The sequence below is a fragment of the Paenibacillus zanthoxyli JH29 genome, from assembly GCF_000520715.1.
Classification (GTDB): domain Bacteria; phylum Bacillota; class Bacilli; order Paenibacillales; family Paenibacillaceae; genus Paenibacillus_AQ; species Paenibacillus_AQ zanthoxyli.
In genome coordinates this window covers 1-16417 of record NZ_ASSD01000459.1, presented here as the reverse complement: position 1 = coordinate 16417, position 16417 = coordinate 1, and the positions used below count along the sequence as shown (strand labels likewise).

Genomic DNA, 16417 nt, shown 5'->3' with positions numbered 1-16417 from the left:
GCACGGTCGGGGGTTCGAATCCCTCTTGGGACGTACCAAAACCTTCCTTCGGGAAGGTTTTTTTGCGTTCAGGGATGAGAACCCCTGGAGGTTCGTCGGAGCATCAACTTCGTTAGCACCCGCTTCGCAGTCAGCCCGCTAGGGCTGTACCCCGATTGGGACATACAAAACCTTCCCTTTCGGAAAGGCCTTTTCTCGTTCAGGGATGAGAACCCCCAGGGGTTCGTCGGAGCATCAACTTCGTTAGCACCCGCTTCGCAGTCAGCCCGCTAGGGCTGTACCCCGATTGGGACATACAAAACCTTCCCTTTCGGAAAGGCCTTTTCTCGTTCAGGGATGAGAACCCCCAGGGGTTCGTCGGAGTATCAACTTCGTTAGCACCCGCTTCGCAGTCAGCCGCATGGGCTGTATCCCAATTAAGACGTACAAAGAACCTTCCTTCGGGAAGGTTCTTTGCGTTTGGATTTAAAACTCCATACGGGTCACCAAGGTCCATGCTTCGTTAGCGGCTACTCCGTAGTTAACCAAAGAGTGTACCCTGGCCGAGACGTAATTACCGCCGCCCCGTCCCGCGCTTCGCCCACCAGAGCGGCACGCGGAACGCCAGATTGATCAGGAGCACGACGATAATGAGCACGGCCGCGGATTTGTCCGCGATCTGCCGGGCATCCTCAACAATCGCCTCCGATTGCACGTACCATAAGTGCACAGCCAGCGTCTCGCCCGGGGAGAGCAGATTGAAATCCCACATTTCCCCCGAAGTACTGAGTCCCGCTGTCAAAATAATGACGGCCGACTCCCCGAACGCCCGTCCGGCTACCAAGCAGATGCCCGTGATGATGGACGGCAGCGCCACCGGCAGCACAATTTTACGGATGCAATAAAATTTGGTTAGGCCAAGTGCATAGCCCGCCTCGCGCAGCTCTTTCGGAACGGCCCGAACCGCTTCCTCCGTTACCCGCGCCAGCATCGGCAGATTCAGCAGCGCCAGACTGACACCGCCGCCGAGTATGGTCAGGCCCAGACCGAAATACTCCGCGAAAATAGCCAGTCCGAGCAGTCCGAACACGATGGATGGAACGGAGGACAGAGCCTCTACGCAAATCCGCATCGCTCCGGTAAACGCGTTATCCGGCGCATACTCCGCCATATAAATTCCCGCACCCAGCCCGATGGGAACCGAAATAACCAGAGAGATCAGCAAAATATAAAAAGAGTTGAACAGCACGGGGCCGATGCCGCCGCCGGCGTCGATCTCCTCAGGCTGGCGAATCAGGAATGAGAAATCCAGCCCGGGCAGCCCTTTGCTCAAAATCGTAAACAGCAGCCAGAAAATAAGCAGCATAACCAAAGCTCCGAGTCCGTAAAAACCGCAGGTCGCCAGCTTATCGCGGCGGATGGCCCAGCTTGTGTGCCTTGTACGGGAAAAGTCGCTCATTACCCTTCCCTCCTTTTACGTCCCAAGAAGCGGATAACCAGGATTAGCAAGAAAGAAATCAACAGCAGTAAAAAAGCCATCATATGCAGGGCATAGTTCCAGGTAGAGTCGAATTCCACATTGGAAATTTGCATAACGATGTTGCTTGTCAGCACCGACGCCGGTGTAAACAGTGTCTTGGCCAGCTGCGGCGTGTTGCCGATTACCATAACGACGGCCATCGTCTCGCCGATCGCCCGCGTCATCCCAAGAATGACCGCCGCAAGAATGCCCCTGCCGGCCGCTGGCAGAACAACGCGCAGAATGACCTGAAGCCGGGTAGAGCCGAGTGCGTAGGCGGCGTCGCGGTATTTGCCCGGTACGGCGGTGATCGCATCGTCACTGATCCGGGCAATGGTAGGCAGCACCATAAGCGCCAGAACAAGACCCGCCGCCAGCAGACCGTCTCCAAGACTCTCGCCGCTGGCGCGCCGCAGCAGCGGAAGGAGGACAGTCAGCCCGAGATAACCGTATACAATAGAAGGAATACCGACCAGAAGATCAAGAATAGGGCGGATAAAGCGTTTGAGCCAGGCCGGCGCAATTTCGGCGGTCAGCACCGCCATTCCTACTGACACCGGTACCGAAATAAGCAGTGTCAGCGCGGTAAGCGATAGTGTATTGATGATAAATGCAGCTGCCCCGAACTTATCTTCTTCCGGCGTCCAGTTAAATGAGAGGAAGAAATCGGCCAGGGAAATCTGCCCCAGCAGCAGCATCGCCGTCTTGCCGATAAAGACGATGACTAGCGCAAGCACGAGGCAAAGCACCAATATGCTGAATAAAAAATAATACCGGGCAAAAGTATTTGAAACCAAATGCCTAAAGTGGCGTCTGCGGGTATCCCCTTTGCTGTGGAGACTTCCATTTACCGCAGGTGTTGAATCGTAGGTTGGTTGTACCATGCTTGTCCTCCTGTAAAAAACCAGCCCCGCTGTCGCCGGAGGCTGGCTCATATCATTCGTTCTATTGGATACGCAAAGGAATTACTTCATTGCCGAAATCGGGATGAACTTCAGCTTTTTCAGCGAACCCTGTTGGAACTTCTTGCTTTGAACGTAATCGATAAAGGCTTTAACAGCGCCTGTCGGTTGTCCTTTAGTCATGTAGTAGCCATATGCCCAAATTTTGTAGGAACCGTTAATGACGTTTCCAGTGGTAGCTGCTACACCGTTGTACTTGACGGCCTTCACATCACCGCTAACATATACCAAATCGATATATCCGATGGCATTAGGAGTCGTCGCAACAGCCGTTTTCATATCGCCGCTGGAGCCGGTTTCTTTATAGTTCTTCTCTTTTTTCACGATATCGCCGCCCGCAAGCGCCTTGGCTTGGTAGTTAACGCGAGTACCGGAACCGAAAGCGCGGGTAATAACGACGATGTCCGCATCGGCACCGCCGACTTCCTTCCAGTTCGTAATTTTGCCGGAATAAATGCCTCTGAGCTGTTCAGTGGTCAGGTTGTCCACGCCTACATTCTTGTTAACAATCGTAGCAAAAGGAATGACCGCGACTTTGTTCGCTACCTGTCCGCTAAAGGCTTTAAAGCCAGGAACGTCGATGCTGGCATCCCAGTCGCAGGCGCCGATGTCGGCGATGCCCTTTTTAACGGCTTGAGGGCCTGTTACAGAGCCTTTACCGGAAGCGGCGATTCTAACCTTCGGATTCATCTTTTGAAATTCTTTGGCAGCCTGCAGGGTCAGCGGCAGCAGAGCCGTTGAACCATTGACCGTGATTTTACCCGACAGCGATCCTGCTGCGGAGGCTGCTCCTGCGAAGGATGCCGTAACGGCAAATACAGCAGCTAAGGCCGAAAACGTGATTTTTTTAAATAATTTCATGATTAATTCCCCTCCCGGCTTGAAAGCCGATGTAATATAAGTCCGTTCTGTAAAAAGCATTTTATTTCGTCAGCTGCACAGCCTTGCCGTTCTCGATTTCCAACAGTTTGCCGCCCGAGATCACACCCAGCTTGGCGCCGTCGCCGGAAACCGCAACTTCCGAAATGTCCTGGGTGGTGCGGAATAACTCCTTACTTGCTCCGGCGGACGTAATGGTGTAGATACGCGACGTGCCGTCGGCAGCCGTACCGGATGCGATCAAGCCCCCTGCGCCTTCTTGCGCCCATACAACCTCGATATCAAGCGGAATGTCTGCGAAAGTTCCGTCAGGCTTCAGCGTCTTCAAGGTATTGGGAGCATTGCCGTCAGGGTCTGCACTTAAGTAGACTACGGTTCCGTCAACCAGAATTTCAGGGTACAGCTTGTTGTCGCCCGAGGTGGTCAGAGCGGCCGGTTTTGCACCTTTTGTAGACAAGTCAAGCTGAAAGAGCTGTTCTCCTGCCTTGCTGTAATCGACCGTCAGGGAATCTTCCGTGCTGTCAGCGTCATTTTTGGCTGTTCCGGTAATGTTGACGATGTAGACCGCCTTCTTGCCGTCCGCGGAAATCCGCAGCTCGGATTTGTTCTCCACCTTATCAGCCAGCAGTTCGGTTACAACGCCCGTATCCACTGAAATTTGGGAGATTTTCTCCTGCTTGTCTCCCTGGACAAAATAGATGATCTTGCCATCAGCCGACCATGTCAGATCCGTCTTGACGCTGGTATCCGTTCCAAGCGGCTTTACCGCTCCGGAGGCCAAATCGATGACAAGCAGTTGGCCCGTCTCGTCCGTGAAAGCACCTAAACGGTGGTCGCCAGAAACCGAGAAATCGGCGGCTCTGCTGTCATTGGAGAACAGTCTGTAGCTGCCTGGGTTAGACGCAAATTTATAAATTTCGGTCGCTTCTCCTTCACGGTTCGCGAGAAGGCTTCCGTCAGCGGCCCAGTGGATCGTATCGAATTCGCCCTGCGGCCGGGCGCTGCCAAGAATTTGCAGTGGGCTGCCAAACAGTTCGCCGCCAAGTCCATATACAATTGCACTCAGCTCAACGTACAATTTTCCGCCATACACGGTTGGAGCCGTTGTGAAACTCCGTTTCACGCCGTCTATCGAATAGCTCTTGGAGCCTGCTTTCAGCTTAATTGTATGTACGCTTGCACTGTCTGTCAGCGCGAGACCTCCCGCTTCTGCTTTCAGACCTGCGCCCAGTGCAGCTGCAAGCTGGCTGACTGAATACAGCTTGTATCCTCCGGCGTCAATCGTCTTGAAGGTTTGCTGAACACCGTTAATCGTCCAGGCTGCCGATCCCTCTTTAATTTTTGCCGCCTTGGCGGATGATTTCACGGCTGCCGGTTTGCTGCCGTTCGTGCCTTCTGCGGCATAAACGCTTGCTTCACTGATAGACACAAGAAGTGCCGAAGCCATCAGCACGCTTAACCACTGATTTCTCTTCAAATGGATTCACCCTTTTCATATAGGTAACTACTAACGTTATTTTCCGCCTTGGTTGTAAAATCTGTTACCGAGAAATATTTGGTAAGGATGAACTTGTCCCGATTTTTCGAGTTCTTTTTGCCCAGAGAAGGTTGTTTTGTCAACGCAATATTAACCCAAAGAAAAGGATTTACAATTTAGGAACTCTGATCTAATATAATGAGTGAGTACTCACTCATATTGATTTGAAAAGAACGGAGTGATTCTTATGAACCAGGAAGCGCCTGTAATTACGGTATCTCATATTCGCAAAGCATTCGGTAGCAAAGTTGTCCTGGAAGACATCAGCCTCAAGGTACGCAAAGCCGAGACCTTCGGCCTGCTGGGTCCCTCAGGCTCCGGAAAGACTACACTGGTCAGGCTGCTGACCGGAATTGATGAAGCCGATTCGGGGGAAGTGCATGTGCTGGGAGTGAAAGTCCCTAAGCTGTCCCTGCTCTCGCAAATAGGCTACATGGCCCAGTCCGACGCGCTGTACAGCGAGCTGAGCGCCAAGGATAATCTGGAGTTTTTCGCTTCACTTTACGGACTTAGGAAAGAGCAGAGAAACAAGCGTATTAAGGAAGTGATGGAAATCGTTAATCTGGAAGAGCATCTCCGCAAAAAAGTAAATCAATACTCCGGGGGGATGAAGCGCCGGCTGTCGCTGGCGATCGCCTTGCTGCACGAGCCGCCGCTGCTCATTTTGGACGAACCGACCGTCGGCATCGATCCGGTGCTCCGCATGTCCATCTGGAGGGAGCTCAAAGCTCTGAATAAACGGGGGACTACCATAGTGCTTACAACTCACGTGATGGATGAAGCTGAAAAATGCGACCGGCTCGGCATGATCCGCGAAGGCCGTCTGCTTGCGGAAGACACTCCTGCTAATCTCCTTCAGGCTACGGGCTCCTCATCCATTGAAGAAGCTTTTCTGTATTACGGAGGTGTCCGCTCATGAGAATCGGTGCGCTTACGCTGCGAATTTTACGGCAGTTTATTCACGATAAAAGAACGATGGCCCTGATGTTCGTCGCCCCCCTGCTCGTTCTCAGCCTGATGAGCCTGGTGTTTGGCGGGGAGACTTATAAGCCTAATATCGGACTTACGGGCCAGGCGGCGGTTCTATCTAAGGCGTTGACTAAGCATGATGCACAGATAGTAAAGTATAGTGCGGAAGAAGAAGGGACCCTTGCGCTGAAAAATGGAGAAATCGACGCGCTGATCTCGATCAGCGGCGGTACTCCGAAGGTCATACTGGAAGGAAGCAATCCTACGGCCAATCGGGCGGTTATGCAGGCATTGGAGCAGGCAGCTCGGGATCAGCAGATATCCGGGCAAGCTCAAGCGCAGGCGAGGGTCTCGATCCAGCCGCAGGTCAGCTATCTGTACGGCTCCGCCGACATGAAGACGATCGACCGGTTCGGACCGATTATGATCGGCGTATTTGTCTTCTTTTTCGTCTTCCTTATTGCCGGGGTCTCCTTTCTGCGGGAACGGACGACGGGAACGCTCGAACGCCTGCTTGCTACGCCGCTTAAACGCTGGGAAATCGTCATCGGCTATGTCTGCGGCTTCGGCATTTTCACCGTGTTCCAGGCTCTGCTCATTTCCTGGTTCTCCATTCAGGTGCTGGGCATAATGATGGCCGGAAGCTTCGGATATGTCATGCTGATTACGCTGCTTCTGTCGATGACAGCATTAACACTCGGTACGCTGCTGTCGGCGTATGCCGGAAACGAGCTGCAGATGATTCAGTTCATTCCGCTTGTCATTGTGCCCCAAATCTTTCTGTGTGGATTATTCCCGCTGGATACCCTTCCGCTCTGGCTTCAGCGGGTCGGATATGCGACTCCGTTATACTATGGGGCCGAGGCAATGACGAACATTATGATTCGCGGCAAGGGCTGGAACGCGGTGGCGACGGATGTGTATCTGCTGATCACCTTCTCGCTCGTGTTCATGGTGCTGAACGTGCTGGCCCTCCGCAAGCACCGCAAAATGTAACTCAAGTCCTCATATATGGTACGATAAGCAGACAGAAAACGTCTGGAGGGTTGACATTATGGCAGAACATCTTTCTGCAGACAATAATACGGAGTCGTGGGCTCTGGAGCTGCTTGCTCTTGGCGATGAAGAAAAAATGACGCCAAAGCAAATCGCGATTTTGCAGGCGGCCGTGGATGTGTTTGCGGAAAAAGGCTATGCGGGCGCGGCAACTAGCGAAATCGCTCAGAAGGCCGGCGTGGCGGAGGGAACGATTTTTCGCTACTACAAGACCAAGAAGGATTTGCTGCTGTCCATTGTGGGGCCTACGATGAGCCGGCTGCTTGCTCCCTTTGTGATAAGGAACTTCGGAAATTTGCTGGATAGTTCTTTTGACAGCTATGAGGATTTTCTGCGCGCCCTGATCCGGAATCGGCTCGATTTCGCCCGCAAGAACTTTAAGATCCTGCAAATCCTGATTCAGGAAATCCCGTTTCATCCGAAGCTGCGAGAGCAGTTCATGGAGGAAATTATCGGCAAGGTCCTCGAAAGAATTTCCGTTCATGTTGAGCATTTTAAGCAAAAAGGGGAAATCATCGACGTCCCGGCGCCGGCCCTTATCCGCTTTACAGTCTCGGCGACTATAGGCTACATTATGACCCGTCTGCTGCTGCAGCCAAACAAGGAATGGAACGATGAGGAAGAAGTCGAGCTGCTGATCCGGTTCATTATGCATGGCATCGCGGCGGACCCGGGAAATCAGGCGTCCGAGCGCAAGTAATGGCAAAAGCTTCAAGACACGCCCCGCTCTGCGGAAGATTGTGTTCACCCTGCAAAATTTGAAAAGTATGTATGACGGACTCCCCGTATGAATCAATAACTCAGTTAATAGAACGACGCTCAGGTTATAATGCTTATATTTTAGAAAATACCGTCAGGCCCTGAGGCCTGGCGGGATTTTCCGTTCAGCGAACAATTAATTATACCCACAGAGATTTGGTGATGATTACAAGCAGAATGAACAGCACCAGAATCGCAGTTGAGGAATTGCAACCACCATATCCGCCAACTTCACCCATGAATAACCCCTCCTTTAAAGTAGGATACGTTACAAGATTATGCATCGGCTGCCTCATTCGTTTGGGAGTTTCGGCAAGTAAATAAAACGAAAGAACAAATTGCTTTTTCCCAAAAAACGTTTATAATTAGAAAAAATTCATAGGCAGTCGATGATCGGGAGAGTAATGAAGGGCCTCTAAGCCCAGCGAGCCGGGTTGGTGGGAGCCGGCGGAAGACCTTCATGAAGCGCACCCGGGAGACGGACTTCCGAAACCCCAGTAGGAAGCCCCGGCATGGGTCCGTTATCCTGTAAGCGGCCAGACCTTCCGGTCCGGCAAGTAGAGTGGTACCGCGAGAACACAAGTCCTCGTCTCTTTTTGAGACGCGGGCTTTTTTTATATTCAGAAGGAGGTCTTGAGGATGATAAGCCAGGTTATTCGAAAAGAGATAGAGCATAGCGTAAAACGTGTTATGGAACGTCTTGGTTTGGAGATTTCGGAAGAACTGTCCGTGGCTGTTGAGCAGCCCGCAAACCCGGAGCACGGGGATTATTCAAGCAATATTGCCATGCAGCTTGCCAAAACATTGCGTAAACCGCCGCTTGTCATTGCGCAGCTGATTCAGGAGGAATTGAAGTCCTCAGGTCTGGCGGAAGGTTTGCTGGAAAAGGCGGAAACAGCGGCTCCCGGCTTCCTTAATGTTCATATCTGCTGGAACGCTTGGGCCCGGCGAGATTTCACGCTGCCTCCGGCACCGGATGAAAGAGTGGTCATCGAGCATACCTCAGTCAATCCAAACAAATCCATGCATATCGGCCATCTGCGGAATTCCTGCATCGGGGATACACTCGTGCGCATGTTAAGAAGAATCGGTTATACGGTTGAGGTTCATAATTATATCGACGATCTTGGCAACCAATTGGCGGATACCGTCGTCGGTCTGCTGAATGTACCTTTGACCGGAGAGCATGTCCGCTTCGGCGATTACTGTTGGGACATTTATTCTGCAATCAACAAGGAGTATGCAGTGAATCTGGAGATGGCTGCTAAACGCGCCGAAACGCTGCATGAGCTGGAAGAGGGTACGGGGAATGTCGCCTGGCTCGGCAGCCTGGCCGCTGAACGGATCGTTCGGGAACATATCGCGGAAATGAAGCCGTTCGGCATCGAATATGATTTACTGGTCTGGGAAAGCAATATTGTCAGAGAAGGGTTCTGGTCGGCGGCATTTGAGCGGCTGCGGCAGACGCCTCTTTTTTACCAGGAAACCGAGAGGAAGCTTGCAGGCTGTTGGGTGCTTAAACATGGAACGGAACAGGGGCAGCAGGAGTCGGGGCATATTACGGATAAGGTGCTGGTGCGCTCGAACGGGATTTTGACGTATACGGCTAAGGATATTGCTTACCATCTCTGGAAATTCGGGCTATTGAACAAGGATTTTGGTTATAAAAAGTTCGAAGAGAGCTTGTATACAACGGTAACCGGAGGAGAACGATTGCCGCTCGGCGGGGCCGATGTCGTCATTAATGTCATTGATTCGAGGCAGGAGTATCCCCAGAATATGGTCAAAGAGGCGCTGCGGGCGCTGGGATACTCCGCTCAGGCCGATAAGCTGTATCATGCGGGTTACGGCGTCGTTTCCCTAAGTCCCGCTTCCGCTGCCGATCTTGGCATCGACATTTCGGATGGCAAACCCTCTTACGCCATGTCCGGGCGCCAAGGTATCGGCATCAAAGTCAGCGATTTGGTCAACCTTGTGGAGGACAGCATTGAACAAAGGCGTGCTGATAAAGACGGATTACCCAGCCGCACGATCGCTATCGCCGCCATCCGCTACTACCTGCTGCGTTTCAATCTCGGAACCGAGGTGGTGTTCGATCTGCGCCAGGCGACGGAAATATCCGGCAATACCGGCGTGTATTTGATGTACTCCTATGCGCGTGCAGTTAGCGTTCTTGCCAGGGCGCCGATAAGTGCCGTGAATATTGATGAAGATGTTGTTATACCGGACCCTATGGAAAAAGCCGAGGCCGGTCTGCTTCGGCATATCGCTTTTTGGCCGGACACGCTCTATGCGGCGGGACAGGATCTGGCGCCGAACGCTATCTGCGGTTACGCGCACACGCTCGCTACCCTGTTCAACAATTTTTACTCCGCCTGCCCCATCCTGAAGGCCGAACCGGAACGGCTGCGTTTCAGACTTTGGCTGGTCCGGAGATTCGCCGGTACACTGAAAGACGCGCTTGATGTGTTGGGCCTGCCTGCGCCGGAACGGCTGTAAGGAGGAGAGTTGGCTGCCTGCCGATGCTCCCAATGCGTACGCTCCGACGAACCTCTCGGGGGTCTCTTCCCTGTACGCAAAAAACCTTCCCGAAGGAAGGTTTTGTACGTCCCAAGAGGGATTCGAACCCCCGACCGTGCGCTTAGAAGGCGCATGCTCTATCCAGCTGAGCTATTGGGACACAACGGTATGTATTGCAACAACGTTAATTATTATATAACGATTGTGCCAGAGAGATCAAGCTTTGATCACGTTACAATTCTTCGAAAATAGGATACAGGAATTTTAGGAAGTAGCAGAGAATGAATAAGACACGATGAATAAAAAACTTGATTTCGTGTCTTATTTTGTTATAATTACTTCAACAAGAATCAAATTTGCTTTCTTAATATTTCTGAATAGATAAAGGCGCGTGATTAAAATAAACAAAACTCAGGAAATCTCCCGGTTTTATGAAATTGTAGGCAGCAATATCCGCAAGCATCGTAACATTGGACAACTGAGCCTGCAGGCTCTTGGCGACGCGCTCGGACTTACGAAGAAGACCATTCAGCGGTACGAAACCGGAGAGATCAAAGTGGATATGGACCGGCTTGGCGAGATTGCTTTGGCTCTGAACGTTGAGCTTGCAGCTTTGCTTGAAGGAACGGAGACAATGCTGGGCGCAGAGCCGCGTGAGACCGAGATGGTACAGCTGCCTGTTGCGGGCAAGCTTTCTTTTCACAACGATGATCTCCAATTTCGCGAAGTTAAAGGCTATGAGGCCACACCCAAGGAGTGGATTAAGGACGGCGAATGTTTTTATCTTCAGGCAAGGGATGATAGTATGTCTTCCGCCGGCATTGCCGAGGGCGATCTTCTGCTGATTCACAAACAAGACAAGTTGGCAGACGGCGAAATTGCCGTCGTGCTGATTAACGGTGAGCCGGCGCTTCGGCGGGTGTACTGCCAGGGTGATCATTTTATTTTATTAACCGATAACGTTAAGCTCTCCCCCATAATACGCGAGGCTCGGGCAAGTTACGGCTCTGAGAATAGAGTTGTCGGACGAGTGCTGAAATCCATTTCAACCCATTAAATTTCCAAGGAGGCAGCCAAACCATGAGTGAAGCCATGTTCGAAAGGATCTTAAATGAACTGAAGGAGATTAAAGCAGAACAGCAAGAAATGAAAGTACAGCAACAGGAAATGAAGGCACAGCAACAGGAAATACGTGCGGAGCAGCAAGAAATGAGAGCCGAACAACAGGAAATGCGAGCTCAGCAACAGGAAATGCGTGCTCAACAACAGGAAATGCGTGCGGAGCAGTTAGATATGAGAGCTGAGCAGCGGGAGTTCAAGCAGGCTCTTTTCGAGACACTTGAAACAGTAAAGCGTATTGAGACGGCGCAGCAAGTATTCGAGCAGAAGACGAACAAGCGCATCAATACACTGGAATCCGGTATGGATCTCCTTAATCGCCGCCAGTTCAAGCTGGAGGTTGAACTGGAGATGCTAAAGAGCCGCTGATGCATCATGCGCTTATTTTGCAGAATACTTAAGGGAGTGTTCTTTAATCTCTATACGGGCAATAGAAACACTCCCTTCTTCATGTTCATTTCGGGTTGGCTTATGAATAGTCCCGAAATCGCAGCTCTAGCTGTTTTTTCAAATCCCCGAAAATCAGCAGTTCCCGTTGAAACTTGTCTCTTTCCTCTTCTGGACTCATGACCGGGCTGCCTGTAAATGCGCTTGAAGTCACATCGACAAAGGCATCATGCATATTATTATCAAACCAATCGCTGGTTGTATCCGCATCATTGGTCAAAATACGGACAATTTCATACCCCTCTTCCCGGTTATCTTCCACAATATAGACCAAAAGCGCGGAGTCGCCCACGGCTCCCGGCAGTACCCCCACTTCGGCACAGGGCGCCCCGTCATATTTAAGCATTCTGCGTATTTTCGCATCCTTAATATAGTACATCGGTCATCCTTCCTTCCATACCAAATTTCCCCCTCCCTAGTGTTCGGATAAGGACATACATTTTATGCCTTCCTTCGGCATATATCTGTACTAATTGGCAAAAAGATAGGGACACAGCAATTAACGACCCACACAAGAGAGGATGAACCGTCATGTGCGGAATAACCGGATTTATCCAGTGGCGCGGAGATTTGACGCAAGATTCCAGGCTGCTGGTCAAAATGACAGAAACCTTAGCGAATCGCGGTCCGGATGCGGCGGGGACTTGGATCTCGGGCCCCATCGCTTTCGGACACCGCAGACTCAGCGTAATCGATCCCGAGAACGGTGCACAACCGATGATTGCCCGCCATGAAGACCAGGTCTATGCAATCGTTTATAATGGAGAATTATATAATGCACCCGAATTAAAAAATGAACTGAAGCAGCGGGGACATGAGTTCCGTACCCAATGCGACACCGAGGTGCTGCTGCATGCTTATATCGAGTGGGGACCGGACTGTGCGGAAAAGCTGAACGGGATCTTCGCCTTTGCCGTCTGGGACGGTCTGCGTGAGCAGGTATTCTTCGCGCGCGACCGGCTGGGCGTGAAACCGCTATTCTTTAGCAAAGCGGATGATACGCTCATCTTCGGTTCGGAGCCGAAGGCGCTGCTGCAGCATCCCAAGGTCCGGCCGGTCGTGGGACCGGAAGGACTTGCGGAGATTTTTATAGTCGGTCCGGCCCGGACGCCGGGACACGGCGTATACAAGGATATGTCAGAGCTTCGCCCCGGCCATGCCATGATTTACAGCCGCGAAGGGTTACGGAGCTATGCCTACTGGACGTTGGAAAGCTCTCCCCATACGGACAGCACCGAAGAGACAGCCGCCAAGGTACGGGATCTGCTGCAGGATACGTTAGAGCGTCAGCTTGTCTCTGACGTACCCGTCTGCTCCCTACTGTCCGGGGGCCTTGATTCGAGCGCATTATCTGCGCTTGCCGTGGATTATTATAAAAGGACCGGCCAGGGACAGATGGATACCTATTCAGTCGACTATGTAGACAATGACAAATATTTTAAAAGCCACTCCTTCCAGCCCGGAGCAGACGGACCTTGGATCAAACGGATGGTCGATGAACTGGGGACCCGCCATCATTATGTGCAATTCGACACGGATGAGCTGGTGGAGGCGCTGGACAATGCGCTGTTCTCACGCGATCTGCCAGGCATGACGGATGTCGATTCATCGCTGTATTTGTTCTGCCGGGAAATCAAAAAAGGCGCCACGGTGGCGATTTCCGGTGAAGCGGCTGACGAAATATTCGGCGGGTATCCCTGGTTTCACCGCGAAGAAATGCTGTCCTCGGGAACTTTCCCGTGGGCGGTTGCTCCCAAGATGCGGGCCGGTCTGCTCTCACCCGAGATCCGGGAATGGATTCGTCCGCTGGAATATTTGGGTGATCGATACAGCGACGCGGTAGCGGAGACGCCAAGGCTTGAAGGTGAAACCGGCAAGCAGGCACAGATGCGGGTGATGTCCTACCTTAACATAACCCGATTTATGCCGACTCTATTGGACCGTAAGGACCGGATGAGTATGGGTGTCGGTCTTGAAGTGCGCGTTCCTTATTGCGACCATCGGCTTGTTCAATACGTGTGGAATATTCCCTGGGAAATTAAAACCGTCGGCGGCCGGGAAAAAGGAATTCTGCGCAAGGCACTTGAAGGAGTTTTGCCGGATGATGTACTATACCGTAAAAAAAGCCCTTATCCCAAGACGCATAATCCCGGCTACCTGAATGCCGTTCGGCAGCAGGCGCTCAGCATTCTTGACGATCCGTCTTCTCCTATTCTCCCTTTGATCGATTCCACCAAAATTCGCGAAATCGCAGCATCACCGGAGTCCTCCAGCAACCTGCCCTGGTTCGGGCAACTGATGTCCGGCCCGCAGCTATTCGCTTATCTGTCCCAAGTCAATCTCTGGCTCCGCACCTATAATATTGCTATTGAATAAGAAGCGATTAGCCGCCTTCCAAACGGTAGAGGCGCATTAAACACCCGAATCACAACGGTCAGCCCGCAGGCGCTATCCGTTCTCATAGCCGTCTGCGGGCTTTATGTTCTTTATAAAGCGTGATATTTGCCGTATTCCTGTGCAATGTCATCCTCCATTATAGGGATAGATCGCTCTATTATGAAGGAGTTGGTAATCTTGAAACCCCGCTTGTCCTCCAGCCAAAGGCGGAGTAATAGCAGACTAATGCTGTTTATATTCGTCGCCTTTGGCTTTACCTGGACCTGCTGGCTGCCACTGCTTGCGAACAGGCAGTTCGCGGCCAATCTTCCCATCCTGCCAGGACAATTCTATCTCGGTTCCTTCGGACCGCTTGTCGGAGCCGCAGCCGTAGAACTTTCACCTGGCGGCAAAGGATTCACCGCATGGATGAAGACGCTGTTTTCATTTTCATTCCCGTGAAGGTGGCTGCTGATTTCATCCGGCCTTCCGCTCGCTTACGGGTGTATTGCTATCCTGGCTCATCGTCTCGTTACCGGCAGTTTTCCGGATATGCACAGGGTTGGACTTACCTCCGACCTTCCCGCCGGTTTCAACCTTTGGGAAACCTCGCTTGTCTGGATGCTAACCTTTGGCATCGGAGAGAAGAGCGGCTGGCGCGGCTTTCTTTTGCCTGAGCTGACCGCCGCCGCTCTTTATTCGCCTCGGCTCTGATCGTAACCGCTGTCTGGATGTTATGGCATCTGCCCGCATTCTGGTTTAATGATAGTTATCTCGGCATGGGGTTTGGCGTCATTGGCTGGGGAATCAGCCTGGCTTACGGCTCTGTCGTACTCGCCTGGATCTGCGCGGAAAGCCGGTGGAGCATCATCCCAGTCATAATCTGGCATGGCATTTTTGATACCCTTACAGCCAGCGATCAGGCAAGGCAAGTCATGGCGATGGCATGCAGCATGCTGGTCATTCTTCACGGTATTATTCTGATGAGGAAGCTGGGCCGACGCCGCGCCCATCCATGAACAGAATTATCCTCCTAACAAACAAAGGATGCCTTCGACCGCTACGGAAAGCGGTTGTGAGGCATCCTTTTCATCGATTCAATTTGGACAGGCCGAGCGGACTTCTAGAAATTGAAATTATCCGGGTCTGGGCCATAGCGATGGTTCTTATTCAGCCCTTCGATGGCCAGAACATCTTCATCGCTGAGCGTAAAGTCAAAAATGCCGGCATTCTCCCGGATACGATCGGCATGAACCGACTTCGGAATCGTAACGACGCCTTGTTGGATATCCCAGCGGAGAACGATCTGGGCAGGCGTTTTTCCGTATTTTTGCGCGAGGTCTTGAAGCAGCGGAATGTCCAGGTTACCCTGCAGCAGCGGGCTCCAGGCTTCGAGTTGAATATTCTGCTCGCGGCAGTACTTCAGCAGCTCGCGCTGAGTCAGCAGCGGATGGAATTCTACCTGGTTCACCACAGGTACGACACCGGTGTCATCTATGATGCTATTCAGATGATGAATCTGAAAATTGCTGACGCCGATCGATTTGACATAGCCCTCTTTTTGCAAATGAATGAGCGCTTTCCATGTCTCGCGGAACTTATCCTTAACCGGCCAGTGGATCAGATACAAGTCGATAACATCCAGACCGAGTTTCTTGCGGCTCGACTCGCAGGCCTTCAAGGTCTGCTCATAGCCTTGTTCATTATTGAATACTTTGGTGGTAATAAACAGTTCCTCACGCGGCAACCCGGATTCCAAAATGGCTTGACCGACGCCTTCTTCATTCTTATACGCCGAGGCGGTATCAATGCTGCGGTAGCCGATTTCGATCGCCGATTTGACCGCATGGATAACTTCATCGCCATCCTTGGTCTGCCATACTCCAAGTCCCAGCCACGGCATTGTTATGCCGTCACTTAAAGTAGTTCCGTCGGTAAAAGGTCCTTTCAACTGACTCATCGCTACTCCCTCCAGATTCAATTATGGATTGGATTCTAAAAAATTGTTTAACCGACTATGCTGCTGTACTAAGTATGATTTCCAAAATTAAGTATAACAGATTTACTCCCGGCAATACAAAATACAGCACCGTAATTAATGCGAACATCAAAAATCGAGCGCTTTCAATACATTAAAAAACGGAGCCTGCACTCCGTTATTACAGCAGGTATTTCGTCGGCTCGGCTGTTTCCAGTAGAATCCGCCGCTATCCCTCCGACTTGTCGATTAGCCGGAAATCATCATAGTGAAAGCCCGGAGCCACGACGCAGGATACAAGCACCGGCTCGTCACCG

Annotated in this window: 18 protein-coding genes, 1 tRNA gene and 1 other annotated feature; of the genes, 10 read left to right on the top strand and 9 right to left on the bottom strand. The window is 51.8% G+C overall.

Going from position 1 to position 16417, the window contains the following annotated elements; translation table 11 throughout:
• Positions 1 to 553: 553 nt before the first annotated feature.
• The 4 genes from pstA to L691_RS0117760 form a co-directional block, all read right to left on the bottom strand.
• Positions 554 to 1438 (bottom strand): phosphate ABC transporter permease PstA, encoded by an 885-nt coding sequence (gene pstA / locus L691_RS0117775; RefSeq protein WP_025691766.1) that lies wholly within the window; start codon positions 1436 to 1438, stop codon positions 554 to 556.
• The gene (pstC, locus tag L691_RS0117770; protein ID WP_025691765.1) at positions 1438 to 2382 is read right to left on the bottom strand and encodes a phosphate ABC transporter permease subunit PstC; all 945 of its coding nucleotides are present in this window, start codon (positions 2380 to 2382) and stop codon (positions 1438 to 1440) included. Before pstC ends, pstA begins: the two co-directional genes overlap by 1 nt.
• Before the next feature lie 81 nt (positions 2383 to 2463).
• Positions 2464 to 3321, bottom strand: a complete 858-nt coding sequence (locus tag L691_RS0117765; RefSeq protein ID WP_025691764.1) for a phosphate ABC transporter substrate-binding protein — start codon at positions 3319 to 3321, stop codon at positions 2464 to 2466.
• 61 nt (positions 3322 to 3382) lie between these two features.
• On the bottom strand, positions 3383 to 4816 hold the full coding sequence (locus L691_RS0117760) for a TolB-like translocation protein (protein ID WP_025691763.1): 1434 nt from the start codon (positions 4814 to 4816) through the stop codon (positions 3383 to 3385).
• A gap of 247 nt (positions 4817 to 5063) precedes the next feature.
• Between L691_RS0117760 and L691_RS0117755 the strand changes: the two genes are divergently transcribed.
• From L691_RS0117755 to L691_RS0117745, 3 genes are read left to right on the top strand one after another with little or no spacing between them, the layout of a single operon-like run.
• Positions 5064 to 5795 (top strand): ABC transporter ATP-binding protein, encoded by a 732-nt coding sequence (locus L691_RS0117755; protein WP_025691762.1) that lies wholly within the window; start codon positions 5064 to 5066, stop codon positions 5793 to 5795.
• Positions 5792 to 6841 carry an ABC transporter permease gene (locus tag L691_RS0117750; protein WP_025691761.1) on the top strand — a complete coding sequence of 350 codons (1050 nt, stop codon included), beginning with the start codon at positions 5792 to 5794 and terminating at the stop codon, positions 6839 to 6841. Before L691_RS0117755 ends, L691_RS0117750 begins: the two co-directional genes overlap by 4 nt.
• Positions 6842 to 6899: 58 nt before the next feature.
• On the top strand, positions 6900 to 7601 hold the full coding sequence (locus L691_RS0117745; protein WP_025691760.1) for a TetR/AcrR family transcriptional regulator: 702 nt from the start codon (positions 6900 to 6902) through the stop codon (positions 7599 to 7601).
• 199 nt (positions 7602 to 7800) lie between these two features.
• Here L691_RS0117745 and L691_RS32935 read toward each other — a convergent pair whose 3' ends face one another.
• Positions 7801 to 7899 (bottom strand): dihydroorotate dehydrogenase, encoded by a 99-nt coding sequence (locus tag L691_RS32935; protein WP_198023065.1) that lies wholly within the window; start codon positions 7897 to 7899, stop codon positions 7801 to 7803.
• A 141-nt stretch (positions 7900 to 8040) separates the two neighbouring features.
• Positions 8041 to 8257: a binding site (T-box leader), on the top strand.
• Between the two features lie 42 nt (positions 8258 to 8299).
• On the opposite strand from L691_RS32935, the gene L691_RS0117735 reads away from it, so the two are divergent.
• Positions 8300 to 10159: an arginine--tRNA ligase gene (locus tag L691_RS0117735; protein WP_025691759.1), complete on the top strand. Its 1860-nt coding sequence runs from the start codon at positions 8300 to 8302 to the stop codon at positions 10157 to 10159.
• A 107-nt stretch (positions 10160 to 10266) separates the two neighbouring features.
• On the opposite strand, the gene L691_RS0117730 is transcribed toward L691_RS0117735, so the two are convergent.
• Positions 10267 to 10340: transfer RNA gene (locus L691_RS0117730), tRNA-Arg, on the bottom strand.
• Between the two features lie 231 nt (positions 10341 to 10571).
• On the opposite strand from L691_RS0117730, the gene L691_RS0117725 reads away from it, so the two are divergent.
• Positions 10572 to 11237: a LexA family protein gene (locus L691_RS0117725; RefSeq protein ID WP_025691758.1), complete on the top strand. Its 666-nt coding sequence runs from the start codon at positions 10572 to 10574 to the stop codon at positions 11235 to 11237.
• A 23-nt stretch (positions 11238 to 11260) separates the two neighbouring features.
• Positions 11261 to 11668: a hypothetical protein gene (locus L691_RS30750; RefSeq protein WP_025691757.1), complete on the top strand. Its 408-nt coding sequence runs from the start codon at positions 11261 to 11263 to the stop codon at positions 11666 to 11668.
• Positions 11669 to 11768: 100 nt separating this feature from the next.
• On the opposite strand, the gene L691_RS0117715 is transcribed toward L691_RS30750, so the two are convergent.
• Entirely contained in the window at positions 11769 to 12125 is a 357-nt protein-coding gene (locus tag L691_RS0117715; RefSeq protein WP_025691756.1) for a hypothetical protein, read from the bottom strand.
• A 152-nt stretch (positions 12126 to 12277) separates the two neighbouring features.
• Here L691_RS0117715 and asnB point away from each other — a divergent pair, with 152 nt between their 5' ends.
• The 4 genes from asnB to L691_RS32920 all read left to right on the top strand — a co-directional run bounded on the left by asnB (position 12278) and on the right by L691_RS32920 (position 15141).
• The gene (gene asnB / locus L691_RS0117710) at positions 12278 to 14122 is read left to right on the top strand and encodes an asparagine synthase (glutamine-hydrolyzing) (RefSeq protein WP_025691755.1); all 1845 of its coding nucleotides are present in this window, start codon (positions 12278 to 12280) and stop codon (positions 14120 to 14122) included.
• Positions 14123 to 14368: 246 nt separating this feature from the next.
• Entirely contained in the window at positions 14369 to 14584 is a 216-nt protein-coding gene (locus L691_RS32930; RefSeq protein ID WP_025691754.1) for a hypothetical protein, read from the top strand.
• Positions 14585 to 14674: 90 nt separating this feature from the next.
• The gene (locus tag L691_RS32925) at positions 14675 to 14836 is read left to right on the top strand and encodes a hypothetical protein (protein WP_198023064.1); all 162 of its coding nucleotides are present in this window, start codon (positions 14675 to 14677) and stop codon (positions 14834 to 14836) included.
• A gap of 17 nt (positions 14837 to 14853) precedes the next feature.
• Positions 14854 to 15141, top strand: a complete 288-nt coding sequence (locus L691_RS32920) for a hypothetical protein (RefSeq protein ID WP_198023063.1) — start codon at positions 14854 to 14856, stop codon at positions 15139 to 15141.
• 104 nt (positions 15142 to 15245) lie between these two features.
• Here the strand turns inward: L691_RS32920 and L691_RS0117690 are convergent, their stop codons facing one another.
• Both L691_RS0117690 and L691_RS33640 read right to left on the bottom strand, forming a co-directional pair.
• Entirely contained in the window at positions 15246 to 16082 is an 837-nt protein-coding gene (locus tag L691_RS0117690; RefSeq protein WP_025691752.1) for an aldo/keto reductase, read from the bottom strand.
• Positions 16083 to 16329: 247 nt separating this feature from the next.
• The coding region (locus L691_RS33640; RefSeq protein WP_332249086.1) for a cupin domain-containing protein at positions 16330 to 16417 on the bottom strand (88 nt) is incomplete at its 5' end.